25 protein-coding genes and 1 tRNA gene are annotated in these 23,659 nt (G+C 70.6%); 15 read left to right on the forward strand and 11 right to left on the reverse strand.

Annotated elements, in window-relative coordinates; all coding sequences use genetic code 11:
* Nucleotides 1–27: 27 nt before the first annotated feature.
* Entirely contained in the window at nt 28–801 is a 774-nt protein-coding gene (locus ACFWYW_RS10680) for an enoyl-CoA hydratase-related protein (RefSeq protein ID WP_379619596.1), read from the forward strand.
* A gap of 93 nt (nt 802–894) precedes the next feature.
* A complete protein-coding gene (gene bla, locus ACFWYW_RS10685) occupies nt 895–1,794 on the forward strand; it encodes a class A beta-lactamase (RefSeq protein ID WP_379619598.1) in 900 nt (299 codons plus the stop codon).
* Here the strand turns inward: bla and ACFWYW_RS10690 are convergent.
* Nucleotides 1,791–2,483, reverse strand: coding sequence for a cytidylate kinase family protein (locus ACFWYW_RS10690; protein ID WP_379619600.1), 693 nt, complete (start codon nt 2,481–2,483; stop codon nt 1,791–1,793). The genes bla and ACFWYW_RS10690 overlap by 4 nt on opposite strands.
* A gap of 210 nt (nt 2,484–2,693) precedes the next feature.
* Between ACFWYW_RS10690 and ACFWYW_RS10695 the strand changes: the two genes are divergently transcribed.
* Both ACFWYW_RS10695 and ACFWYW_RS10700 read left to right on the forward strand, forming a co-directional pair.
* Nucleotides 2,694–2,954 carry a CopG family transcriptional regulator gene (locus ACFWYW_RS10695; RefSeq protein WP_379619602.1) on the forward strand — a complete coding sequence of 87 codons (261 nt, stop codon included), beginning with the start codon at nt 2,694–2,696 and terminating at the stop codon, nt 2,952–2,954.
* Nucleotides 2,951–3,364, forward strand: coding sequence for a type II toxin-antitoxin system VapC family toxin (locus tag ACFWYW_RS10700; RefSeq protein WP_379619604.1), 414 nt, complete (start codon nt 2,951–2,953; stop codon nt 3,362–3,364). The genes ACFWYW_RS10695 and ACFWYW_RS10700 overlap by 4 nt, the downstream gene beginning before the upstream one ends.
* A 44-nt stretch (nt 3,365–3,408) precedes the next feature.
* On the opposite strand, the gene ACFWYW_RS10705 is transcribed toward ACFWYW_RS10700, so the two are convergent.
* Nucleotides 3,409–3,774, reverse strand: coding sequence for a hypothetical protein (locus ACFWYW_RS10705; RefSeq protein WP_379619606.1), 366 nt, complete (start codon nt 3,772–3,774; stop codon nt 3,409–3,411).
* A gap of 277 nt (nt 3,775–4,051) precedes the next feature.
* Between ACFWYW_RS10705 and ACFWYW_RS10710 the strand changes: the two genes are divergently transcribed.
* Entirely contained in the window at nt 4,052–5,038 is a 987-nt protein-coding gene (locus ACFWYW_RS10710; protein WP_379619608.1) for a hypothetical protein, read from the forward strand.
* 402 nt (nt 5,039–5,440) lie between these two features.
* Here ACFWYW_RS10710 and ACFWYW_RS10715 read toward each other — a convergent pair.
* Nucleotides 5,441–5,513, reverse strand: a tRNA-Asn gene (locus ACFWYW_RS10715).
* A 123-nt stretch (nt 5,514–5,636) separates the two neighbouring features.
* On the opposite strand from ACFWYW_RS10715, the gene ACFWYW_RS10720 reads away from it, so the two are divergent.
* Nucleotides 5,637–5,930 (forward strand): YtxH domain-containing protein, encoded by a 294-nt coding sequence (locus ACFWYW_RS10720; protein ID WP_379619610.1) that lies wholly within the window; start codon nt 5,637–5,639, stop codon nt 5,928–5,930.
* Here the strand turns inward: ACFWYW_RS10720 and ACFWYW_RS10725 are convergent.
* Nucleotides 5,924–6,505, reverse strand: coding sequence for a TetR/AcrR family transcriptional regulator (locus tag ACFWYW_RS10725; RefSeq protein WP_379619612.1), 582 nt, complete (start codon nt 6,503–6,505; stop codon nt 5,924–5,926). The two genes, ACFWYW_RS10720 and ACFWYW_RS10725, sit on opposite strands and share 7 nt — an antisense overlap.
* Nucleotides 6,506–6,606: 101 nt before the next feature.
* On the opposite strand from ACFWYW_RS10725, the gene ACFWYW_RS10730 reads away from it, so the two are divergent.
* On the forward strand, nt 6,607–7,383 hold the full coding sequence (locus tag ACFWYW_RS10730; protein WP_379619614.1) for an alpha/beta fold hydrolase: 777 nt from the start codon (nt 6,607–6,609) through the stop codon (nt 7,381–7,383).
* On the opposite strand, the gene ACFWYW_RS10735 is transcribed toward ACFWYW_RS10730, so the two are convergent.
* The 5 genes from ACFWYW_RS10735 to ACFWYW_RS10755 all read right to left on the reverse strand — a co-directional run bounded on the left by ACFWYW_RS10735 (nt 7,380) and on the right by ACFWYW_RS10755 (nt 11,916).
* Nucleotides 7,380–7,856, reverse strand: a complete 477-nt coding sequence (locus ACFWYW_RS10735; protein ID WP_379619616.1) for a hypothetical protein — start codon at nt 7,854–7,856, stop codon at nt 7,380–7,382. The two genes, ACFWYW_RS10730 and ACFWYW_RS10735, sit on opposite strands and share 4 nt — an antisense overlap.
* On the reverse strand, nt 7,853–9,130 hold the full coding sequence (locus tag ACFWYW_RS10740) for an amylo-alpha-1,6-glucosidase (protein ID WP_379619618.1): 1,278 nt from the start codon (nt 9,128–9,130) through the stop codon (nt 7,853–7,855). Before ACFWYW_RS10740 ends, ACFWYW_RS10735 begins: the two co-directional genes overlap by 4 nt.
* 149 nt (nt 9,131–9,279) lie before the next feature.
* On the reverse strand, nt 9,280–10,491 hold the full coding sequence (gene efeB, locus ACFWYW_RS10745) for an iron uptake transporter deferrochelatase/peroxidase subunit (RefSeq protein WP_379619620.1): 1,212 nt from the start codon (nt 10,489–10,491) through the stop codon (nt 9,280–9,282).
* 3 nt (nt 10,492–10,494) lie between these two features.
* Entirely contained in the window at nt 10,495–11,676 is a 1,182-nt protein-coding gene (efeO, locus tag ACFWYW_RS10750; protein ID WP_379619623.1) for an iron uptake system protein EfeO, read from the reverse strand.
* Between the two features lie 84 nt (nt 11,677–11,760).
* Nucleotides 11,761–11,916, reverse strand: a complete 156-nt coding sequence (locus ACFWYW_RS10755; protein ID WP_379619625.1) for a hypothetical protein — start codon at nt 11,914–11,916, stop codon at nt 11,761–11,763.
* Nucleotides 11,917–12,017: 101 nt separating this feature from the next.
* On the opposite strand from ACFWYW_RS10755, the gene ACFWYW_RS10760 reads away from it, so the two are divergent.
* The 7 genes from ACFWYW_RS10760 to ACFWYW_RS10790 are packed head-to-tail and all read left to right on the forward strand — an operon-like array spanning nt 12,018 to nt 20,311.
* On the forward strand, nt 12,018–13,208 hold the full coding sequence (locus ACFWYW_RS10760) for a hypothetical protein (RefSeq protein WP_379619628.1): 1,191 nt from the start codon (nt 12,018–12,020) through the stop codon (nt 13,206–13,208).
* Nucleotides 13,205–15,334, forward strand: a complete 2,130-nt coding sequence (locus ACFWYW_RS10765; RefSeq protein ID WP_379619630.1) for a tetratricopeptide repeat protein — start codon at nt 13,205–13,207, stop codon at nt 15,332–15,334. The genes ACFWYW_RS10760 and ACFWYW_RS10765 overlap by 4 nt, the downstream gene beginning before the upstream one ends.
* Nucleotides 15,331–16,155 (forward strand): PP2C family serine/threonine-protein phosphatase, encoded by an 825-nt coding sequence (locus ACFWYW_RS10770; RefSeq protein ID WP_379632727.1) that lies wholly within the window; start codon nt 15,331–15,333, stop codon nt 16,153–16,155. The genes ACFWYW_RS10765 and ACFWYW_RS10770 overlap by 4 nt, the downstream gene beginning before the upstream one ends.
* The gene (locus ACFWYW_RS10775) at nt 16,148–17,422 is read left to right on the forward strand and encodes a VWA domain-containing protein (protein ID WP_379619634.1); all 1,275 of its coding nucleotides are present in this window, start codon (nt 16,148–16,150) and stop codon (nt 17,420–17,422) included. The genes ACFWYW_RS10770 and ACFWYW_RS10775 overlap by 8 nt, the downstream gene beginning before the upstream one ends.
* Complete coding sequence (locus ACFWYW_RS10780; RefSeq protein ID WP_379619637.1) at nt 17,422–18,111, forward strand: FHA domain-containing protein; 690 nt, start codon at nt 17,422–17,424, stop codon at nt 18,109–18,111. Before ACFWYW_RS10775 ends, ACFWYW_RS10780 begins: the two co-directional genes overlap by 1 nt.
* On the forward strand, nt 18,108–19,511 hold the full coding sequence (locus tag ACFWYW_RS10785) for a hypothetical protein (protein WP_379619639.1): 1,404 nt from the start codon (nt 18,108–18,110) through the stop codon (nt 19,509–19,511). Before ACFWYW_RS10780 ends, ACFWYW_RS10785 begins: the two co-directional genes overlap by 4 nt.
* Complete coding sequence (locus ACFWYW_RS10790; RefSeq protein WP_379619641.1) at nt 19,508–20,311, forward strand: transporter substrate-binding domain-containing protein; 804 nt, start codon at nt 19,508–19,510, stop codon at nt 20,309–20,311. The genes ACFWYW_RS10785 and ACFWYW_RS10790 overlap by 4 nt, the downstream gene beginning before the upstream one ends.
* A gap of 50 nt (nt 20,312–20,361) precedes the next feature.
* On the opposite strand, the gene rpoD is transcribed toward ACFWYW_RS10790, so the two are convergent.
* Both rpoD and ACFWYW_RS10800 read right to left on the reverse strand, forming a co-directional pair.
* Nucleotides 20,362–21,465, reverse strand: a complete 1,104-nt coding sequence (rpoD, locus tag ACFWYW_RS10795) for an RNA polymerase sigma factor RpoD (RefSeq protein ID WP_312896804.1) — start codon at nt 21,463–21,465, stop codon at nt 20,362–20,364.
* A 258-nt stretch (nt 21,466–21,723) separates the two neighbouring features.
* The gene (locus tag ACFWYW_RS10800) at nt 21,724–22,590 is read right to left on the reverse strand and encodes an SDR family oxidoreductase (RefSeq protein ID WP_379619643.1); all 867 of its coding nucleotides are present in this window, start codon (nt 22,588–22,590) and stop codon (nt 21,724–21,726) included.
* Between the two features lie 56 nt (nt 22,591–22,646).
* Between ACFWYW_RS10800 and ACFWYW_RS10805 the strand changes: the two genes are divergently transcribed.
* A complete protein-coding gene (locus ACFWYW_RS10805; RefSeq protein ID WP_379640960.1) occupies nt 22,647–23,645 on the forward strand; it encodes a helix-turn-helix transcriptional regulator in 999 nt (332 codons plus the stop codon).
* Nucleotides 23,646–23,659 lie beyond the last annotated feature (14 nt).

Genomic DNA, 23,659 nt, shown 5'->3' on the forward strand with positions numbered 1-23,659 from the left:
CGCCCTAGAACATGATTCGGTTACGGCATGCCGGAACTCGTTCTCTCCTCGCTCGACCGGGGCGTGCTGACGCTGACGTTCAACCGTCCGGAGCGGCTCAACGCCTGGACCGACGCGCTCGGCCGCCGCTACTTCGACCTGCTCGAACAGGCCGAGAAGGACACCGCGGTACGCGCCGTCGTCGTGACCGGAGCGGGCAAGGGCTTCTGCTCCGGCGCCGACTTCCAGACACTCACCGCGCTGCAGACCGGCGACTACGACGAGACTCCGGACCCACGCCCCAACACCTTCCCCACCACGATCCGCAAGCCGGTCATCGCCGCGGTGAACGGCGCCTGCGCCGGGCTCGGCATGGTCCACGCGCTCGTCTGCGACCTGGTCTTCACCGCGGCCGAGGCCAAGTGGACCACCGCCTTCCCCCGGCGCGGCCTGGTCGCCGAGTACGGGCTGTCGTGGATCCTGCCCCGGCTGATGGGCCAGCAGCGGGCGATGGACGTGCTGCTGTCCGGCCGCGTCTTCACCGGCGCAGAGGCGTACGAGATGGGCCTGGTCAACCGCGTCCTGCCCGCCGGCGAACTGCTGGCCGGCGCTCAGGCGTACGCGCGCGAACTGGCCGTGCACAGCTCACCCGCCTCGATGGCCGTCATCAAGCGCCAGGTGTGGAACGACTGGGACGTCACACTGGAGGCCTCCACCAAGACCGCCGTGCAGGAGATGCTCGCCTCGTTCGGCCGCCCCGACTTCGCCGAGGGCGTGGCCAGCTTCCTCGAACGCCGCGACCCCGGCTTCCCGCCCCTCTGACTCCACATCGAGCTGTCATATCCGTTTCGCCATCAATCCATGATCCATATCGCTATTGGACATGCGGCGGCGATCTCTGCTCTGCTCTCCGCTATGCGATTTCCCTTCCGGAGTGCCACGGCGGTGCTCACCGCGGCCGCATTGCTCGCCTCCGCCTCCCCGGTGCACGCGCGCACCGCCCAGACCGAGCTGGAGCGCAAACTGCGGGAGCTCGAGAAGTCCTACGACGGGCGCATCGGCGCCGCGGCCATCGACCTGGCCACCGGCAAGACCATCGGATATCGGGCGAACGAGCGGTTCCCCTTCAATTCCATGTTCAAGGCGTACGCGTGCGCCGCCGTCCTGCGAAAGGCCCGCGACACCGACCCCGGCCTCCTGGACCGCGTCCAGCGCTGGAAGCCGGAAGAGGTGCTGGAGAACTCCCCGGAAACCCGCGAATACACCGACACCGGCATGACCCCGGCCCAGTTCTGCCGCGCCGCGGTCACCAAAAGCGACGGCTTCGCGGGGAACATGCTGCTGAAGCAGATCGGCGGCCCGGCCGGCCTGACCGCGTACTTCCGCTCCCTGGGAGACCGCGCCAGCCGCCTGGACCGCTTCGAGCCCCACCTCACCGAATGGAAGCCCGGCGAGGTACGCGACACCAGCACCCCGGCGGCAGCCGCCGCCAGCCTGTCCAAAATCACCGCGGGCAAAGCCCTCCACCCCGGCGACAGAGACCGGCTGATCGGCTGGCTGCGCGCCTCCGTCACCGGCGCCGAGCGCATCCGTGCCGGACTCCCCAAGGACTGGACGGTAGGCGACAAGACGGGTACGGGCGGCGCGAGCAACTACGGCACCGCGAACGACATCGCGATCGCCTGGCCACCCAGGTCAAAGGCGCCGATCATCATCTCGATCTTCACCAACCGCAACACCAACGGCGTCTCCCCCGACCAGAAGGTCATCGCCACCACCGCCACCGAACTGGCCAAAGCCCTCGGCCGCCTCTAAAAGCTGCGCTCCACGTGTGGCCGGACTTCCCAGGCCGGCTGCTGAAGCTGGTCGTTGTACACGATGACGTCGGCATGGTCGGTCGGGCGGGCTGTGGCGAAGTAGAGCTGCTGGGCGGGGATGTAGCGGTGGCGCCAGGACCGTTCGATTTCGGCGGTGGATCCGGCCAGCGCTGCGCCTCGGGCCCGGGCGCGGTCCACCGTCCGCTCGAAAGGGACGGACACGAAGATACGCAGGTCCCACCGGTCAATGAGCTCTGGGCGTAGGAGAAAGACGCCGTCGAAGAGCAGTACGGCGTCCGCGGAGGCGGCCATGGCCGGCGGGGAAGAAGGGGTGTCGGTGTCCGCGTCGTAGACCGCGTGCCGGAACCTCCGGTCTCCGCCGGGACCCAGCGGATCGAGCAGAACCCGGCACAACGCGGCATGGTCGTGGGCGTCGAAGTAGCAGCCCTCGGCCGAGTACCGGCCGCGACGGTAGCGCTGCGCGCGGGGGACGAGGAAATCGTCGATGGTCGCCCGGATGACGTCGCAGTCCCGCGCACGCAGGACGACGGCGAGCTCGTCGGCCAGCGTGGTCTTGCCGGCGGCGGGCGGCCCGTCGATGGCGACCCGCAGCGGGTGCGCGGTCGTGACGGCCGCGATCGCCTCGGCCAGCCGGCTGATGAGCTCGCCGCGGGTGCCTTGGTCCATCGCCGCCTCCCTCACGGTGCCTCTGTCTAGCACTGCTTCCCTGCGGGACGTGGATCGGAACCGGACGTGCGTGACTGATCCGATCACCCGTCCAGGCTTTCTTTCCTGGTCAATGGCGTGCGCACAGCCGGGGTAGACGCGGAAGGACAGTGCCGAACAGATCGTTCCTGCCCACGATTCAGGCGATCGCGATGCACCAAGATAAAGAGCATGAGCGAGCCTACTGGCAAGTATTCGATCACGATGCCGCGTGACATCGCCGAGGCCGCCCGGTCCCGGAGTGGCCCTTCCGGGCTGTCCGCCTACGTCGCCGCCGCCGTGGCCCGCCAGATCGAGCGCGACAACCTCAACGAACTCATCCAGGTCGCGGAGGCCGAGCATGGCCCCATCACCGACGACGAGGTCCAAGCGTTGCGCGACCAGCTTCACCAGGCCCGGCGGGGACGGGCCGCTGGTGGGTCAGCCGCGTGACCCGTTCCCCCGCGGTTCCCAGCGGCACTCTTGTCCTCGACAGCGAGGGGCTGGCCAAGGCGGTTCTGCGTGATCGAACGGTCACTACCTGGCTCGCTCTCGCTCGTGCCGACGACCTCCGCGTCATCACCTCCGCCGCCGCTCTCGTCGAGGTGGTCCACCCCCGCGCCAATCGGCCCGCCCAGGAGTGGACGCTGTCCCGTCTCGTCGTCGAGCCGATCACGGAGACCGTCGCCCGCCACGCCGCCACGCTCCTGTCCGACGCCGGCCTGCATGGGCACAAGCACGCCATCGACGCCATGCTCAGCGCCACCGCGCTCGCCGCTCCAGGACCCGTCACGGTCCTCACGTCCGACCCTGAGGACCTTGCCGCGCTGTGCGGCGTACGCGTCACTGTCATCAAAGTCTGAGCTGTGCCCCGTGCCCGCTGGCTTCGACAGAGTGGCGATCCGGCTCAACGGCTTGCGAGGCCGCCTCTACGGTAGAACTCACCGTCGTTGGGGTCATCGAGTTCCGGTAGAGGCGGGAAGCCGTCGATGTAGGCCACACCGAAGGCGACCCTCGTCCCTGGGGGATACTGCCCGAGCTGCGCGATCAGATCCGCATCCTGTTCGGAATCAAGATCCTCGCGTTGCCCGATCTCGAACGCGTTCATCGCGGGCGCGAAGCGTCGCCGAAACCACTCCCTCGCGTAGGCGTGGGCCTCAGATTCAGACTCGCCCAGGTTGGGCGGGATGAACAGGAGCTCACCTGAATCCCGAACCAGTCGAGCAGTTGGGGGAAGCCAGCCTTCACCGCTTTCAAGGTCTCTCAGTGCCATGGAACCTCCGGTTCGGAGTCTGCCTCGCGCCGGGCCCTTGTGTGCGCCTGCGCTGAGCTTCGCTGCGGTCGTGATGGAGTGCAAGCGCCACTTTGCGCACCCCTGATGTCATTCACATCGCCACTCGGTCGCTGTTCTCAAAGGTTTCGTTGACCTGGGGCTGAGCGCTGATCTCGGCCTTGAGCTCACCTGATTCCTTTTGCGTTGACCAGGTTCGACGGACGCTCAAAACTAATCCTTGAGTGTTCGCCGGCAGCCAATCGGCCAAGGGGTTGACATGTCTTCGAAGCTGGTCCGGTTCTCGCCCGCGCTGAAAAGTGTGCTCGCCGTCGTGGTGCTCGTGGTCGTGGTGCTCGCTCTGTCGTGGGGGGCCGGCCAAGGCACTCCGGCCAGCCAGGCAGTGGTTCATTCAATGAGCTGGCTCCTGTGGCGAGTTACCGCGTCGGCCAGCGTGTTGCTCTTTCTCATCGTGCTGCTTCGGGGGATCGCCGAACTGCGGCACGAGTGGAACGCGGGTGATACTGCGCAGCATGCTCAGATAGTTGTTTACGTTCTGCTAGCAGTGGTGTTCGTGACCATCGGGGTCGGGGCTGTGACGCAGGCATCCGGCACAGCGTTCAGCCATATGCCACGGTTGCCTGTCACGCGCCTCGATGTCCGCGCCGGGGTTCTGGTCATTGTCGGCGCCGTCGCCGCGATACCTTGGCTGGCGATGGTTTGGCTGATCCACTCCGCCAGCCGCGATGTGCGAGCGGAGATCGAGGCGACGGCCGCAGCAGCAGTGGCGCCGGAAACCAGCGGCGAATCGCCACTCTTACCTGCTTTTCGCCGTTTAGCCGTGCTGTGGGAAGCGATAGTACGGTGCGCACTGGCTCTTTCGGTCCTCGTGGTCGCCACGATCTTGACCACCGGTGCTCTCCGAGGCGTATACATCGAGGCGTCCCCCGTCACGGAAGGTCAGCCCGACTGGTATCCGTCGGTCTACGTGTTGCTCTACGGCGCAACATTTGCCTTTCTCCTTCTCATACTCATGGTGCCTATGCTGGCGTACTGGCGGACGAGTGCGGCGCGGCTGGTAGAGGCGGCGATACCGGTGCCAACTGGGCTGCGCTTCGAGGAGGGCTGGGACGGTCAGCGTAAACACCTCGAACGGCTGCTGCATCTGGACGTGTCGCTGTTGGGCTCACCGCTGACCATGCTGACCGCATTGGCGCCTCTCGTATCAAGCGCCCTGGCGGCATTCATCCCCGAACTGGCGATGTAATCGGCTCGAACCAGGATCCCACCGTTTTGATCGGTCCCGGCTAGCCACCTATCTACCGCAACTCCCCAACGCCCCTATCGCCGAAGATCAAGAAGTCGCCGTGCCCTCGCTCTGCCGGTGCTCGTGGTCGAGGAACTCGAGAAGCACCGAGCCCGTCAGACCGCTCGGCGACTCGCCGCCGGTGAACTGTGGCAGGAACACGGACTGGTCTTCACCCGCGATGACGGAACGTTGCTCGATGCCCTGCGGGGCCTACGGGTGACCACCAAGAAGGCGGGCATGGCGCCCAGATCATCTTCGGCAACGACGAGCAAACGGGGTAGTGGCCCCCGGAACGGCTCAGGCCCCCTACCTGTTGTCTGGGTAGAGGGCCTGAGCTGTGCCTCGGTGGGCACTGTCCTGCTCCCGCGATAGGACTCGAACCTATAACCTGCCGGTTAACAGCCGGCTGCTCTGCCGGTTGAGCTACACGGGATCGAACTTCGCGCTGATCGGCGGGGCTTTGGGCCTCTCGTTCGGCGCATGAATAGATTAGCGCACTCCGGGAGTGCGTGTCGCATCGATAGTGGGGTAGGCCGGGAGACAGCGGAGGTGCAAGATGCGTTATCGGATGACATTCGCGATTGGCCTGGCTGTGGGCTATGTGCTGGGCAGCCGCGCCGGTCGTGAGCGTTACGAGCAGATCAAGCGGGCCGCCCAGCGGGTGGCCGACAGTCCCACGGTGCAGGAGGCCGCGGGGCTGCTCGGAGCACAGGTCTCCAAGGCGGCTTCGAAGACGAAGGCCAAGGTCGGCGACCGGGTTCCGTTCCTGTCGCGGTTCAACCACCATGACACGGGCACCGGCTGGCCGGACGAGGAACGCAAGCCCGAGGAGACCGGCGTTCCCTACTGAGAGACGATGCGGGCCAGCGCCCTCAGGCCGGCGACCACGTCGGCCCCGGCCGGGGTCTGGCCCGGATTGGTGAGCCACTGTGTCACCAGTCCGGTGAGCAGGGCCATCTGAACCGCGCCGAGTGTACGCGCCTCGGCGTCACCGGCGGCGCCCTCTTCGACGCCGCCCAGGATGGCGGCCAGCCCCTGCCGTCCCTGAGCCTGCCCGCCGGCCAGGTAGCGGCGTAGCTCGTCGGAGTGCTCGGCCTGGACGAGCGCCTCGATGGAGGCCAGCCACAACGTCCGGTGCGCGGAGAAGGATTCGATCACCCGGTCCCACATGGCCTCGTAGCGCTGGGCGGGCGTGGCGTCTCCGGCTCCGTAGGCGGCCAGCGTGCGGCCCGTTTCCGTACCCCAGTCGTCGAGTGCCTCGATGAGCGCGGCGGTGAGCAACGCCTCGCGGGAGCCGAAGTGGTAGCCGATGGCGGCCGTGCTGACGCCCGCGGCCGCGGCGATGTCGCGGACGGTGGTGCGCGCCCACCCCCTCTCCTCCAGGCATCGGCGGGCCCCGGCGAGGAGGTCTTCGCGATTTCCCATGCCGCGATCGTAGCGGAACATCTGTCTTAGACGGTTGTCTTGCGCGTTTGCGCAAACGGAGGCTACGGTTCTGCCACCATCACCGCGAAAGGGGTCACCTCATGGAGAACCGCGCCGAACTGACCATCGACGGCCGCCGCCTGTCCTATCTCGACTTCGGCGGCCCCGGCCGCCCGCTGGTCGCGCTGCACGGACACCTGTCCGAGGGCGCCACGTTCGCCCGCCTGGCCGCCGACCTGGGCCCCGGCCGGCGGCTGATCGCCCCCGACCAGCGCGGACAGGGCGAGTCCGACCGTGCCGCGGACTATTCGCGCGAGGGCTACCTGGCCGACCTGGAAGCCCTGCTTGACCACCTGAATCTGGACCGCGTCGCGCTCCTGGGGCACTCACTGGGCGCCATCAACGCCTACCAGTTCGCCGCCCGCCACCCCGGCCGCGTCAGCGCGCTCGTCAACGCAGAGGGACCGGCGGAACTGGGGCTGGACGGCAAGAACCCCTTCGGCTTCCTGCTGGACCTGCCCCACGAGGCGGCGACCCGCGACGCGCTGGTCACGGGCCTGGGCCAGGCCGCGCCCTTCTTCGCCGACCGGCTGAGGGAGAACCCCGACGGCACCTGGCGCCTGCCGTTCCACCCGAAGGAGATGTACGAGTCGGAGGAGCACGTGCACGGCGACCACTGGGCCGACTGGACGAAGAGCGGCTGCCCCGCCCTGCTCGTCCATGCGACCAGGGGCGTCATCCCCGCCGAGCAGGTGCGCGCCATGGTCGATCGCCGCCCCGGCACCACCGCGGCCCAGGTGGACGCCGACCACCTCGTCTACACCTCGGCCCCGGAGGCGTTCGCCGCCGCCGTCCGGGACTTCCTGGCGACGGCCTAGACGCCCATGCTCCGCCGTACACCCTCAAGGGCTTGTTCGGCCTGGGCGCGCACGCCCGGGTCGTCGGGGTCGATGCCCTCGTCGAACACGAGCGTCCATTCCTTCACGTCGCCGCCCGGCGGGCGGCGGGCGACCAGGCGCACTCCGCCCCGCCCCGGCAGCCGCACGTGCTTGTTGACCACGATCGTGGCGTTCACCCGCTCGCGTACCGTCTCGGGCAGGCGGCGCGGCTCGCGCACCGGCGCCTGGTGACGCTCGCCGGTGGTGGTCGCGATGTTCAGCACGCCGTCCTCGCTCCACGCCGCGCGGTCGATCGTCTCGTACGGCACCCGCCCCCCGTCAGGCAGGAACAACGCCCGATCGGTGGCCACCACGTACCCGTCGCCCGAGGGCGCGAAGGCGAGCACGCGCTCCCCAGGCTCGGTGGCCAGGGATTTGCGGACGTCGGCGGGCAGGCGGCTCAGGAAGCTCATTCCTCCACGCTATCGGCCAGCAGGTCGAGGGTGAGCGCCGCACTCCAGGAGAAGTCCCTGCACCCGCGCCCGCTGCCGTCGAACGGGTCGAAGCACTCGCGGAACCCGGCCTGCCTGACCAGACGCAGGGTGCCGGTGGTGAGCTGGCGGGAGAGCTGGCCGAGTGAGTGGACGGCGGCGGCACGGCGCAGCAGCCAGTTGGTGTTGACCCAGGACGGGCCGCGCCAGTAGCGGGTGCGGTCGAACTGGGCGGCCCTGATCTCGCAGCTCGGAACGGGATAGCCGGTGGCGCCCATGAACCTGGCCGACTCCAGCACGTCGATCAGGACGCGCACGTGGTCGGCGGGCAGGCCGGGGTCGAGCAGGGGGCCGAACGCGCCGATGGTGCTGACCCGGATGAGGCGGTCGGTACGCAGGTCGCGGGCGTAGAAGCAGCCGTCCCAGAGCCGGTCGAGCAGCGCCTGCCTGATGCGTTCCGCCTGCTCGCGGTGGGGTGCGGGGTCGGCTCCCGCGACCCGGGCGAGTTCGGCGAGGGCTTGGCAGGAGGCGAGCCAGATGCCGTTGAAGAACGGGTCCTCGACGGCGAAGGGGTGCTCGTCGCGCAGGTACTCGGGGCGGTATCCGGCGTTGCGGTAGCGCAGGGCGAGCCAGACGTAGCGGTCGTGGTCGCTGTCGGGGTGGCGTTCGTCGAGTTCGACGTTGCGGTAGCCGTACCGGATCTCGGGGAGGGCGGCGAGCGGCTCGTCCCAGGACGGGCTGTCGTCCATGCCGGACTCCCACGGATGGATGATCGCGGCGAGTCCCGAGCCGCCCAGGTCGCGGGCGGCGGCGAGGTAGGCGTGCTGGGCGGCGAGCTTCGGATACAGGTGGCGCGCGAAGGCGGCGTCGCCGCCGTGCCGCCAGATCCACCAGGTGGCGAGCGCGTGCAGCGGCGGCGCGGTGAGGCCGGAGGTGAGGACGCCGCCGGGCGCCGCGGCGTGATCCTGGGAGCGCCAGACGGACGGGCCGGGGAAGTACGCCTCGGGGGTGTGGAAGACGATGTGCGGCACCATGCCGGTGGACCACTGCCCGGCGAGCAGCCCGGCGAGTTCGGCGTGGGCGCGCTGGGGGCGGTGGCGGGCGAGGCCGATGGCGACGAAGCCGGAGTCCCAGCTCCACTGGTGGGGGTAGAGGCCGGGCGCGGGCACGGTAGCGGTCCCCGTCCAGTTCGCCTCGAGCACGGCCATGGCCTCGCGCCCGAGCGCGGCGTCATCGACCGCGGGCCGCGCTTCCATCAACCCACTATGCGCGCCCCACGTCAAAACCCAAACCCCCAAAAACCTGAGGATCTCGTACGGCTTTCGCCATCCCCCCGCCCCGCCGCCCCCAGCGGGCCTCCGTCGAGCGCCGCCCGTGAGGGCTCACGGGCCGCCCGCCGTAACGACTACGCCCTTACCCCGAACAACGCCTGCCCCCAGAACTGCCCGGGTGCGACGCCCGGCGGGCAGGCCCAGATCCCGGACCCGACATGCTGGATGTACTCGTTGAGCGGATCCTGCCGAGCCAACGCCCGCTGAATCGGGATAAATCCGGTTTCGGGGTTGCGTTGGTAGGCGAGAAAGAACAACCCCGCGTCCAGCCGCCCCAGCCCGTCGGTGCCGTCGGTGAACGAGTAGCCCCTGCGCAGGATGCGCACCCCGCCCAGCGAATCCGGGTTCGACAGCCGCACGTGCGAGTCCGCGGGCTGCCTGGCCAGGTCGACCGCGTCGTGCTCGCGCCGCCCGCCGTAGGGCGCGCCCTCCCCCTTGGTCCGCCCGAAGATGTCCTCCTGTTCCCGCAGCGAGGTACGGTCCCAGGTCTCGATGTGCATCCGGACCCGCCTGGCCACCAGGTACGAGCCGCCGCGCAGCCACGACGGCGCCTCCGCGCCCGCCCACACGTGCCGGTCGAGCGCGGCCCGGTCGTTGAAGGCGATGTTGTTGGTGCCGTCCTTGAACCCCATGAGGTTGCGCGGCGTCTGGGCGTCCGGCGTGGTGGAGGAGGTCTTGCCGAAGCCGAGCTGCGACCAGCGCACCGCGGCGGCGCCGAAGGCCAGCCTGGCCAGGTTCCTGACCGCGTGCACCGCCACCTGGGGGTCGTCGGCGCACGCCTGGACGCACAGGTCGCCGTCGCTGCGCGCCGGATCCAGCTTGTCGGCCGGGAAGTGCGGCAGCCTCCGCAGCTGGGCGGGCCGGTGGGCGGTCAGCTTGAGCCGGTCGAAGAACGACGGGCCGAAGCCCACGGTGAGCGTGAGCCGCGAGGCGGGCAGCCCGAGCGCCTCCCCGGTGTCGTCGGGCGGGGCCAGCGCCGAGCCCAGCGCACCCCTGCCGACCTCCTGCCCGGCGGTCATCCGTACGGCCGCCTCGGTCCACGCCTTCAGCAGCGCCACCGCCTTGGGCACTGAGGGCTCGACGAGGTCGAAGGCGGCGAAGTGCAGCCGGTCCTGGACCGGGGTGGCGATGCCGGCCTGGTGCGGGCCGTGGAAGGGGACGGCGGACGGCGCCGCCCGGGCGGGTTCCGGGCCGCCGAGCCGTACCAGGGAGACTCCCGCCACCGCGACGCCCGCGCCGGCCGCCAGGCCCGCGCCCGTGAGCAGCTTCCTGCGGGAGACGGCCACGGCTCAGCCCGCCACGGCGTCGGCCAGCCCGGACAGCGGCTCGGCGAGCGCGTTGACGCCGTCTGCCAGCTCCTTGACCTGGGCCTTGGACAGCTTGTCGTAGGTGACCCAGCCGTCGCCGGAGGCGTGCGCCTTCAGCAGCTCGTCCAGGTCGGCGAACTCGGTGTCCAGGGTGGTGACCAGGGCCGGGTTCTTCTCCTGCAGAACGGGCGTGAGCAGGTCGTAGACCTTCTTGGCGCCCTCGACGTTGGCGGCGAAGTCCCACAGGTCGGTGTGCGAGAAGGCCTCCTCCTCGCCGGTGATCTTCCCGGTGGCCACCTCGTCGAGGAGTTCCTTGGCGCCGTTGGCCATGGAGGTGGCGTCGATCTGCGCCTTGGGGATGCGGGACTTGAGGTCGGCGAGGTCCTTGAGCAGGAGGTCGCCGTACTTCTCCTCCTTGGCCAGCGTGCCGGGCGCGGTCCAGAGGGCCTTCTCCAGGCGGTGCCAGCCGGTCCACTGCTGCCCCTCTTCGAGGTCGGCCTCGCGCAGGTCGACCTTGGGGTCGATGTCGCCGAACGCCTCGGCCACCGGCTCGATGCTCTCCCAGCCGTAGCGGCTGGGGGCGTAGAGGTCCTTGGCCCGGTCCACGTCGCCCTTCTCGACCGCGGCGACGAACCCCTTGGTCTTGGCGATCGTATCGTCCACCTGCGCGGTGACGTAGGCGCGGTAGTCCTCGACCGCGCGGGTGACGCGCGGGTCGGCCTGCTTGGCCAGCTCGCCGGAGACCTTGAAGTCCTGGCGGATGCCCTCGCCCTTGTGGCCGGGCTTGCAGGCCAGCTGGTAGGAGCCGCCGCCCAGCTCGACGACGAGCTCACCGGAGGCTCCCGGCTGGATGTTGTTGCGTTCGGAGACCACGCTCTTGTCGGCGCGGTAGACGTAGACCGCGGTGGCCTGGGCGCCCTGGTTCTTGATCGCGAACTTGATGACTCCGGCGGCCAGGTCGGTCTTCTCGGCCACGCAGGTGGTGTCGGTGGCGGCCACCGCCACGGTCTCCTTGACCGCGCCGGTGGGCGCGGCCTGGGTGAAACCGGCGCTGCCGCTGCCGCTCCCGGTGCCGCCGTCGGCTCCGTCGTCAGTGCCGCCGCAGGCGGCCAGGGCGAGAGCGAGACAACCGCTCAGGGCGAGCGTCCGGAGCACGGAAGCCATGGGCTCTCCTGGTGACGTAAGGTGCCCCTAACTTAGCTTCCCCTAACCTAACAGTGGAGAGTGACGTACGCCACCAAGGCGACCTCAGTCGGTGAGCACCTTCTTCAGCAGCAGGACGCCGAGCCCGACGGCGCCGATGATCAGGGCCCACTTGATCAGCGTGAACACGAGGCCCACGAGCGGGCCGAGCAGAATGAAGGCCGCGACGAGAGCGGCGATGATCAGAAGAATTCGTCCCATGTCATCGACGGTATGCGCGGATTCAAGCCAAATGCAGGCGTCACAGGGTTGAATCAGGGTCAAGTCAGGGATCCCCCTACCTGGCCTGAACGGGGAGTGTGATGAGCCTGGGTCTGCCCATGAGCCGGGAAGGCGCCGACTATGAGCTCCGAGCACGCGCGGAGGAACGCGACCGCATCTCGGGCGACCTTCTCGATCTGGATGCCCACAACACCTACCAGTTGCTCAAGGGCGCCACCCTGCGGGGCGCCACGGCGAGCAGGTGGGCCGCCGCGCAGGCGTCGGTGGCCGCGATGTGGGCGCTGTACGACCTCTACCGCGCCGTGCTCCGGCAGGCGGAGGAGGTACGGGCACGGCGCGGTAAACCGGGTACCGCGGAACTGGCCGAGATCACCGCGCTGCTGACCGGCCCGTCCGTCGTGCTCAAGGCCGCGGCCAAGCCCGTGGAGCAGCGCACGCTGGGCGAGGCGGAACCGGACGAGCTGCTCACCCTCGACCAGACGGTGGCCAGGATGGACGCGGCGTTCGGCGAGATCGCCAAGACCCTGCAGGACGTCGACGCCGTCTGGAACCCCGCCCTGCCCCGCATCGAGCAGGCAGAGGCAGGAGCGCAGGCGCTCGCGGCGCTGACCGCCGAGCTGGGCGAGCGCCTGGACCTCAGCGCGATCGAGTCCGACCTCGCCCGCGTGCGCGCGCAGGTCGTCGAGGACCCCATCGGATGCGCTCCCCCAGGCCCCGAGCTGGACCGCCTCACCAAGCTCCTCGATGCGAGCCGCGCCGACCTGGAGCGCGCCGTGCGCGCCAAGCGCGACTACGCCACCCGCCGCGACCGGCTGCTGGCCGCCATCGACACGGTACGGCAGGCCGAGGCGGAGGCCAGGATGGCCCACGGCCAGGTCGTCGTCAAGATCGTCCTGCCGCCGTCCGCGGCGCCCAGGAACCGCCTGCGCGACCTCGTCGCCCACCTGTCCGGCCTCGACGCCGCGACCGAGGGCTGGCTCACGAGATCGGCCCGCCTCGACGCGCTGGAGAAAGCCGCCGCCGAGGCCGCCGACAAGGCGCGGGCCAGCACGCGGGCGCTGTTCGGCCTCATCGGCCGCCGCGACGAGCTGCGCGGCAGGCTCACCGCCACCCAGGCGAAGGCCGCCAGGGTCGGCCTGGCGGAGAACACCGAGTTCACCCGTCTGTACGAGCGGGCGCACCAGATCCTCTGGACCGCCCCCTGCGACCTGAGGCAGGCGGCCACCGCCGTCGACCTCTACCAGAACGCCATTCATGGAGGCAGCCGATGACCACGTGTGCCCAGCCGGGCTGCCCGGGCACCATCGAAGACGGCTACTGCGACTACTGCGGCCACCCGGCCGCCGCACCGCCCGCCACGCAGAGCGCTTCCCCGGCCACCGGTCCCCTGAGCACGCCCATGAGCACGCCGGTCAGCGGCCCGGTGAGCCGCTCGACCGGCGGCCGGCTGGCATCCTCGCTGGAGGACCTGCCGCCGGTGCCGGTCGTCAACCCCGACGACGTGGTGCTCAAGGACCCGCACGTGGCCGAGGACAAACGCTTCTGCACCTCGTGCACCCGGCCGGTGGGCCGCGGCAGGGACGGACAGCCCGGCCGTGCCGACGGGTTCTGCCCGAACTGCCGCACCCGCTTCTCCTTCAGCCCCAAGCTGGTGGAGGGCGACCTGGTCGGCGGCCAGTACCAGGTGCGGGGCGCGATGGCCCACGGCGGTCTCGGCTGGATCTACCTGGCCACCGACCAGAACCTCGACGGCAAGCCCGTCGTGCTCAAGGGACTGCTCAACACCAACGACGCCGAGGCCCTGGCCGCGGCCGAGGCCGAGCGGCGCTTCCTCACCTCCGTCGACCACCCGAACATCGTCGACATCATCAACTTCCAGCACCACGACGGCCTCAGCTACATCGTCATGGAGTTCGTCGGCGGCCAGTCGCTGCACCAGCTGCGCCGCCAGGGCGTGATCCCGCTGCGCGACGCGCTCAAGTACGGCAGGGAGATCCTGCGCGCCTTCGGCTACCTGCACGAGCAGGGCCTGGTCTACTGCGACCTCAAGCCCGCCAACGCCATCCGCGTCGGCAGGCGGCTCAAGCTCATCGACCTGGGCGCGGTCCAGCGGCTCGGCTCGCCACCGGGCACCTCGTGGGTGACGCGCGGCTACCACGCGCCCGAACTGGAAGACCTGCCCTCCTCCGTGGTCTCCGACCTCTACACCGTGGCCAGGACGCTGGCGGTGCTGGCCATACCCGGCTTCAGCCCGGTGCGCGACGGCAAGGAGAACCCGCTGCCGGCCGACTGCGGGCACGAGTCCTTCACCCGGCTGCTGCGCCGGGCGACCGCTCCCGAGCCGCTGGCCCGCTTCCAGAGCGCGGCGGAGATGGAGGAGCAGCTCACCGGCGTGCTGCGGGAGATCAGCGCCGAGGCGGAAGGCGTCCCGTTCCCGCAGGTGTCCGGGCTGTTCGGGCCGGAACGCCTGGCGGCGGGCGCGGCCCTGTCCCCCGACCCGGCCCGGGTCTTCGCCGAACTGGATCCGCTGGAGGCCGCGGCGGCGATGCCGGTGCCGCTGGCCGATCCCGCCGACCCCGCGGCCGGCGCGCTGGCGGGGCTCGCCGGGCGCTTCCCGCAGCAGCTGCTCGCCCAGGTGGAGGCGATGCCGCAGACGCCCGAGACCGTCCTGACGCGGATCAGGCTGCTGGCCGAGACCGGCAGCCCGGAGGCCGGGCAGGCGCTCACCGACGCCGCCGGCACGCTGGGCGGCGACTGGCGCCTGACCTGGTACCGGGGCGTGCACGCGCTGGCCACCGGCCACGCCGACACGGCCGCCGGGCTGTTCGACGAGGCCTTCACCATGCTGCCCGGCGAGCTCGCACCCAAGCTGGCCTACGCCCTGGCCCTGGAGGCCGCGGGCAAGGACGCCGGCCGCTGGTACGAGACCGTCTGGCGTACCGACCACTCCTACGTCAGTGCCGCCTTCGGCCTGGCCAGACGCCATCTGGCCGCGGGCGACACCGCCTCGGCGGTACGCGTGCTCGACCAGGTGCCGGCCAGCTCCAGCCACCGCGTGGCCGCCCAGCTCGCCTGCGTGGCCATCGGCGCCCGCACCCGGGCGGGCGACGCGCGCGAGGCCGCCGGCGCCGCCGACCGCCTCGACGCGCTGACCGACCTCGACCAGAGCCGCCGCGACGGCATGCTGGCGGAGGTCCTGACCTCGGCGCTGGCCGGGCTCGCGACGGCGGCCCCGCAGGCGGGCCTGACGATCGCCGGGCAGCCGCTCACCGAGGAGAGCGTGCGCGGCCAGCTGGAGGGCATCTACCGCCGCCTGGCCCACGCCGCGACCTCCCGCCGCGAACGCCACGCACTGGTCGACCGGGCCAACGCCGTCCGGGTGAGGACGTGGGTATGACCTGTCCCCTCTGCGCGGCCTCGGTGCTGCCGTCCGACTCCTTCTGCGAGGCTTGCGGCCACCCGCTCAACGCCCCCACGTGTACGGCGTGCGGCACCCCCACCGTGGACCCCGAGGGCTACTGCGAACGCTGCGGCCTGCGCCAGCCCACCGGCCGCGACCACGAGGAGGCGACCCTGGAGACGGGCGCCGCGGGGGTGACCGACAAGGGGCTGCGCCGTACCCGCAACGAGGACGCGATGGCGCTGCTGGAGGCGGGCGGCATGACCGTGGCGGTGGTCTGCGACGGCGTCGCCTCCTCGCCCAGGGCGGACGAGGCGTCGGCGGCGGCCGTCCGGACCGCCTCGGCCGCGCTGGCCGGCGGCGCCTCGTCGGAGGAGGCGTTCAAGCTGGCCTTCCGCGCCGTCGCCGATCTGGCCGACGACCCGGACAACCCGCCGGCCTGTACCTATGTCTCGGCGCTGGTGGGCGGCGGGCGGATCACGCTGGCCTGGGCGGGCGACAGCCGCGCGTACTGGCTGCCCGGCTGGACCCAGCTGACCGTGGACGACGCCGCGCCCACCGGCGAGATCACCGCCTGGCTCGGCGCCGACGCCGGTCCGGTCGAACCGCATGTGCGGACCTTCGCGCCCAGCGAGCCGGGCCTTCTGTGCGTGTGCACGGACGGCCTGTCCGGTTACCTCGGCGACGGTGTGCCCGACGCGGGCGAGCCTCAGGCGCTCGCCCGCGACCTGCTCAAGCACGCGCTCGACGCGGGCGGGCGGGACAACGTGACCGTCGTTCTGATCCCCGTGAACCCCCTAGGAGGCACTGATGGCTGACTTCAAGCTGAATATCGACCAGAACAAGTTCCTGCCGACCGATGGCCGCGAGGTGCACGCCGTCCTGACGATTGAGTCCTCCGGGACGGTCACCAAGGACACGGGGCCCACCGAGGCCGCGGAGATCATCATCATCGACGTGTCCGGCTCCATGAGCGGGAGCAAGATCAGGGATGCCAGGGAGGCCGCTTCCGCGGCGGTGCAGGCGCTGCGCGACGGCGTGCACTTCGCGGTGATCGCCGGCAACCACGAGGCCGCGGTGATCTATCCGCAGAGCGGCAGGCTGGTCCCGGCGCACGGTGCCTCGCGCAAGGAGGCGCTGGGCGCGATCAGGCGGCTGGGCGCCGGTGGCGGCACCGAGATCGGCCGGTGGCTCCAGCTGGCCGAGAACCTGTTCCGCTACCACCCGAACGCCATCAAGCACGCGATCCTGATGACCGACGGGCAGAACAACCAGAGCGCCGACGTCTTCGCCCGCGCGTTGCAGGCGTGCGAGGGCAGGTTCGTCTGCGACAGCCTCGGCATCGGCGAGGACTGGGTTCCGGCCGAGCTGCGCAAGGTGGCCGAGGCGCTGCTGGGCACCTCCGCCTTCGTCAGGAACCAGGGCGACCTGGCCGCGTTCTTCCGCGACCTGACCCAGCAGTCGATGGGCAAGACCGTGGCCGAGCTGGCCCTGCGCCTGTGGGCGCCGCAGAACTCGCGGATCAAGTTCGTCAAGCAGGTCAACCCCACGCTCGTGGAGCTCACCGGCAAGCGCACCGACGTGAACCCGCTGACCGGCGACTACCCGACCGGCTCCTGGGGCGCCGAGGAGCGCGTCTACCACCTGTGCGTGGAGCTCGACCAGCCCGGCCAGATCGGCAACGAGATCAGGGCCGGCTGGGTGAAGCTCGTGCTGCCGGACACGCAGGAGGTCTTCGCCAGCGGCAACGTGCTGGCCCAGTGGACCGACGACCTGGCCCTGTCCACCCGGCTCAACCCGAAGGTCGCCCACTACAGCGGCCAGGCCGAGATGGCCGTGCTGATCCAGGAGGGACTCAGCGCCCGCGACGCCGGCGACCTGGACACCGCCACCGCCCGTCTGGCCAGGGCCAGGAAGATCGCGGTCGAGTCCGGTCACGGCGACACCGCGAGGCTGCTGGACAAGGTGGTCGAGATCGACTCCTCCGGCACCGCCCGGCTGCGCCGCCAGGTCGACAAGGCCGACATGATCGAGCTCGACACGGGCTCGGTGCGCACCAGCAAGCTGAGGAAGGAGGAGGGCTGATGGCCACCTGCCCGAACGGGCACCCGTCGGGCGCCGACGACTACTGCGACGTCTGCGGCACCCAGATGTCCGGCGGCGGGGTCGCGGCCTCTCTGACCGTCCAGCCCCCCACTCAGGTCGCGGCGGCCCCGGCCGGCGGCGGCGAGCCGTGCCCGGTGTGCCAGGCGCCGCGGGCGGGGCAGTTCTGCGAGGTCTGCGGCCACGACTTCAACGCACCCGCCGACACGCAGGGCCACCCGGACCTGTCCTCCCCCGTCTCCCCCGGCCCTGGCGCGACCCCGCCGACGCGCTGGGAGGCGATCGCCGGCGCCGACCGGGCCTACTTCAACGAGATCATCGCCGAAGGCGGTCCCGACGCGGCCGCCATGGCCTTCCCGCCGTACTGCCCCGAGCGTTCGTTCGCTATGGCCGGCCGGCACGTGCGGATCGGCCGGCACCGATCCTCCGGCGGCAACGACCCCGAGATCGACCTCAGCGGCCCGCCGCAGGACCCGGGCGTCTCCCACCTGCACGCCGTCCTCCTGCTCAGGGACGACGGCGGCTGGGACCTCGTCGACCCCGGCTCCGCCAACGGCACCCGCGTCAACGGCAAGGCGCTCAAGGTCAACGTGCCGGTGCCGGTGAAGCCGGGCGACCGCATCCACGTGGGCGCGTGGACCGTCATCACCATCCGCGAGAACATGCCATGACGATCGTCCAGCCCGCCACCACGCCACCGCCCGCGCAGACTCAGAGCGCGGTCCCCGCGCCGGTGATCACGCAGCACGCCGTCTCGCGCCACAGCGTGCCCGGCCGCGTCCGCACCCTCACGGGCGCGGTGCTGATCGCGCTCGCGCTGCTGTCGGCGCTGCTCGCCTTCGGCAGCGGCAGCGCCCGCGAGGGCCTGCGGGTGATCGGCCACGACTCCGGCCCGCAGGTCGTCGCCACGGCCGGCCTCTATCTCGGGCTGAGCGACATGGACGCGCAGGTCGCCGACGTGCTGCTCATGGGCAGCCAGTACAAGGAGCGCCGCACCGCCGCCCTGGCCCAGTACGAGCGCCGCCGCACGGAGGCCAACCAGGCGCTGCTGGACGCGTTCGAGCTGGCCGACGGGGACCCGGCGGAGCGGCTCACCATCCAGTCCGTCCTGGACGGCCTGGGCCGCTACGAACGCCTGGCCGGCGAGGCCCTGCTGCTCAACACCCAGTCGGCCCACGCCGCGGGCGTACCTCCGGTGGAGGTGTTGCGCGTCTACCGGCAGGCCACCGACCTGATGCGGCTGGAGCTGCTGCCCAAGGCGTACAACCTGACGCTGGAGAGCGGCACGATCGTGCGCCGTACCCACGACGAGGAGAGCGCGGCCGTCCGGCTGCTCATGCTCGGGCTGATCGCCGCGCTGATCGCGGTCGGCGGGCTCATCGTGGCCCTGCAGCTCTATCTGGCCCGTGCCTTCCGCCGGCGGCTGGCGCCCGCGCTGCTCCTCGCGACCGGGCTGGCCGTCATCGCGGGACTGGTCGGGGTGGGCGTGCTGGGGCAGGCGCTGCAGTCGATCGCGGCGGCCAAGCGCGACGGCTTCGACGCGGTGCTGACCACCGCCCGCGCCCGCGCCATCGGCAACAGCCTCCACGCCGACCAGGCGCGCTACCTGCTCGACCCGGACAGAGCCGACACCTACGAGCACGCCTTCCTCGACAAGTCGCAGTCGCTCGTCTACGCCGACGGCGGCAACGTGGAGGCCTACCACGCCACCCTGGCCAAGAACGGGCAGGTCAGCCTGGGCCTGCTGGCCCCGGTCCGCGGCAACATCCCCGGTAACTTCGCCGCCTACCGGCGCTTCCAGGAGGCCGACGGCCGGATGCGCGCGCTGGCGACCTCGGGGCAGACCCCGCAGGCCGTCTCGGCCAAGCTCGACGAGCTGGCCAAGAGCTTCACGGCGTTCGACAAGGAACTGGTGACGGTCGGCGAGCGCTACGAGGCGACGTTCACCAAGACCGTCGCCGCCGGTGACGGGGCGCTGGACGGGCTGTGGCGGCTGGCGCCGTGGGCGCTCGGCGCGGCCGCCGTCCTGATCGCCGCCGGCGTGTGGCCCCGGCTGAGGGAGTACCGATGAGGCGGATCGCGGCGCTGGCCGTTCTGGCGCTCGTGGCGGTGTCCTGCGGGACCGGCGGGGTCGAGAGCGTGATGGGCAAGGAGACGATCAGGATCGGCGTCCGTACCGACCTGCCGGGGATCGGCGTGCGCACGGCTTCCGGCGGGTTCGAGGGCCTCGACGTGGACGTGGCCCGCTACCTCGCCGCCAAGCTCGGGGCACGGCCGCAGTTCGTGCCGGTGCTGGCCGCCGACCGGGAGAAGGTGCTCGCCGACGACCGGGCCGACCTGGTGCTGGCCACGTTCTCCATCACCCAGGAACGCAAGTCGCGGGTGTTGTTCGCCGGTCCTTACCACCTGTCGTACCAGGACATCCTGGTACGGCCCGACGAGGAGCGGATCAAGAAGGTCAGGGACCTGGCGGGACGGCGGATCTGCGAGGTGCAGGGCGCCAACGCCGGCCAGCGGGTGGTCGAGGAGCGCAAGGTGGCCGCCCAGCTCGTCCCGGTGCCCGACTACGGCACCTGCCTGCAGTACCTGAAGGCCAAGCAGGTGGACGCCATCACCACCAACGACATCATCCTCGCCGGCCTGGCCGCGAAGGACGGCTCCGGCCTGCGACTGCTCAACGCGCGCTTCAACGAGCAGCGGACCGGCGTGGGCCTGCGGGTGGGTGACGTGGAGGGCTGCGAGGCGGTCAACCGCGCGATCACCGACATGTACCAGGACGGCACGGCCAAGTCGCTGTTCAAGAAGTGGTTCGGCACGACCGGCCTGGACTTCTCGACGATCGCGGTGCCCCAGTTCGAGGGCTGCTCGTAGACACGGACGCGCGGGCCCGGAGGCGTCCGGGCCCGCGTGCGTCGGTGAACTCAGTCCAGGTAGTCCCTGAGCATCTGCGCGCGGGTGGGGTGGCGCAGCTTGGCCAGGGTCTTGGACTCGATCTGCCGGATGCGCTCGCGGGTGACGCCGAACTCGCGTCCGACCTCCTCCAGCGTGCGCGGATGACCGTCGGCGAGGCCGAAGCGCAACTGGATGATGCGCTGCTCGCGATCCGACAAGGTCGCCAGGATGTCGTCGAGCTGGTCCTGGAGCATGATGAAGGCGGCGGCTTCCATGGGGACCACCGCGTCGGCGTCCTCGATGAAGTCGCCCAGGTCGGAATCTTCCTCACCGATCGGCGACTGCAGCGAGACCGGCTCCTGGGCGATGCGCTGGATCTCCACCACGCGATCGACCGGCAGGTCCATTTCCTTGGCGATCTCTTCGGGGATGGGCTCACGCCCGAGGTCCTGGTGGAGCTGACGCTGCACCCGGACGAGTTTGTTGATCGTCTCCACCATGTGCACCGGAATGCGAATGGTGCGCGCCTGGTCGGCAATCGCCCGAGTGATCGCCTGCCGGATCCACCACGTGGCGTACGTGGAGAACTTGTAGCCCTTGGTGTAGTCGAACTTCTCGACCGCGCGGATCAGGCCGAGATTGCCTTCCTGGATCAGGTCCAGGAAGAGCATTCCGCGGCCCACATAGCGTTTGGCTATCGACACCACGAGTCGCAGGTTGGCCTCGATGAGGCGTTGCTTGGCCCTGGTCCCCTGCCAGACGAGCTCGCGTAGTTCGGGGAAGGCCAGGCGGGAGACCCCGTTGCCCAGCTTGTCCTCGGCGAACAGACCGGCTTCGATCGACTTGGCGAGTTCCACCTCCTCCTCAGCGGTCAGCAGCGGCACGCGGCCGATCTCGCGCAGGTAGATGCGGACAAGATCGCTGGTCGGCGCGCGTTTGCCTACGTCTTCCTCGTCGGCGCGGGTGGTCTCCTCGTCGCCCTGAGGCTCGAGGACCTCCACGCCGTTCTCGGCGAGCATGCGCACGACGCGTTCCAGCGCGTCGGACGGCAGCTCGGATCGGTCGAGCGCGGCGGCGACGTCATCGACGGTTACGCTGCCGCGCTCCCTTCCCTTCGCGACGAGGTCCGCCACCTGGTCGACCGATGGCGCTCCTGCTGGCAGTACCGATGCACCCACGGGACACAGTCTGCAGTATTGGTTCCATAAAATGGCAGACCCATTTTTGTCACAGAAGGTAAGGCTGAGGGTCTTGCCAAATTGAGATCGGTTTAAGGTTTAGCCGGAGTTTGATCAGGAAAGTAAAGTCAATTGCGCGCTCCGGTTAGGTGCGCCCGGGTGCCGGGCGCCCGCCTTTCCCTGCCCGAGACGTCGGGAATCAATCCACTGAATTCACCGGAAATCCCCGATGTGGTCGCGGGCCCAATCGGCGTACGTGCGTCCGGGACGGCCCAGCACCTGCTCCAGATCGGGCCACGGGCGCTCCAGCGCCGACCAGTCCTGCTCGGAGTAGCCGTCCTCGCCGGAGGCCGCGCCGCCGTCGTAGTCGACGAAGCCGAGCATGAGATCGGCCGACGCGGCGGCGAACCCGCCCTGCGCCTTGAGCAGTTCCCTGGCCCGCTCGCGCGAGACCTCCTCGTAGCGCACCGGCTCGCCGAGCGCCGCCCCGATGGCCGCGACCTGCTCGCGGACCGTCCACGAGGCGGGCCCGGTGATCGTGTACGCGCGGCCGTGGTGCCCGTCCTCCAGCAGCGCCCGTACGGCGACGGCGGCGATGTCGGCCTCGTGGACGAGGTTCATCGGCTCGTCGGCGAACGGATAGCGCACCACCCTCTCGGCCCGCACCGACGGCGCCCAGAGCTGCAGCATGTTCGCCATGAACCCGCCGGGCCGCACGTGCGTCCACTCCAGGCCCGACTTCTCCACGACCGTCTCGACCGGGTTGTGATGCAGCCCGACGCTGACCGAGGCGGCCGACAGATCGACGATCCGCCGCACGCCCGCCTCCTTGGCCAGCGCCACCACCTCCTCGGCGGTCTCCTCGACCGGGAACAGGTACAGCGCCCTGACCCCCGCCAGCGCCGTTTCCAGCGTCCCCGGCCGCTCCAGGTCGGCCCCGGCCACCTCGACCCCGTCCGGCAGCCCGTGCGCCGCCTCGGGCCTGCGCGTCGTCGCCCTTACCCGCACTCCCTCGTCCAGGAGCTGCTTCACCACGTTGCGGCCCACGAATCCCGTGGCGCCCGTCACCAGAACCGTCATGCCACCCACGCTAGAACCCATTCCGGCCACTTTCCGTCCGCAATATGCTTCCGGTCATGGCGAACACGAGCGGCCGGATGCTGCGCCTGCTGTCCCTCCTGCAGACACACCGCCACTGGCCCGGCACCGACCTCGCCGCCCGCCTCGGCGTCAGCGAACGCACGCTGCGCCGCGACATCGACCGCCTGCGCGAGCTCGGCTACCCGGTCGACGCCGCCCGCGGCGTCGACGGCGGCTACCAGCTCCGATCCGGTAAGGCCATGCCACCCCTCCTCCTGGACGACGACGAGGCGGTGGCCATCGCGGTCGGCCTCCAGGCGGCCGCGGACGGCGCGGTCGTGGGCGCGGAGGAGGCGTCCGTCCAGGCCCTCGCCAAAATCGTCCAGGTCATGCCGCCCAGGCTGCGGCGCCGGGTCGACGCCCTGGCCCGCTACACGGTCCGCCCGTTCACCTCGACGGGACCCCGGACCGACCCCGCCACCCTCACCACCCTCGCCCAGTCCTGCCGCGACACCGAACGCCTCCACTTCACCTACGACGCCCCTGATCCGGCGTCCCGTCCGGAACCAGGTGCGGAGGGCAAGCGGCAGGTGGAGCCGCATCGGCTGGTGTCCGTGCGGCACCGGTGGTACCTGCTGGCCTGGGACCTCGACCGGCACGACTGGCGGACCTTCCGGGTGGACCGGATGCGGGACCCGGCCACCACCGGCGTGCCGTTCCGCCCCAGGGAGGTGCCGGGCGGCGATCCGGCCGCGTTCGTGCGCGACCGCTTCACCTCGCAGTCCACCGCCTGGGAGATCGTGGTGATCGTCCAGACCTCGCTGGAGCACGCCCGGCGCGTGGTCGCGGCGACGGGCGGCGTCGTGGAACCCGTCGACGACGGGAGCTGCCGCCTCGTGCTGCGCGTGGACGAGTTCGACTGGCCGGTGCTCATCCTGACCGCGCTGGCCGCCGACTTCGAGGTGGTGAAGCCGCCCGAGTTCCGCGCGTACCTCGGGGAGACGGCGGCCCGCCTGGCCCGCGGCGTCAGCCGGACGGACGGACGGTCAGGCTGACGCCGCTCGCCCGC

The sequence above is a fragment of the Nonomuraea sp. NPDC059023 genome (assembly GCF_042740095.1).
In the GTDB taxonomy this organism is placed as follows: Bacteria; Actinomycetota; Actinomycetes; order Streptosporangiales; family Streptosporangiaceae; genus Nonomuraea.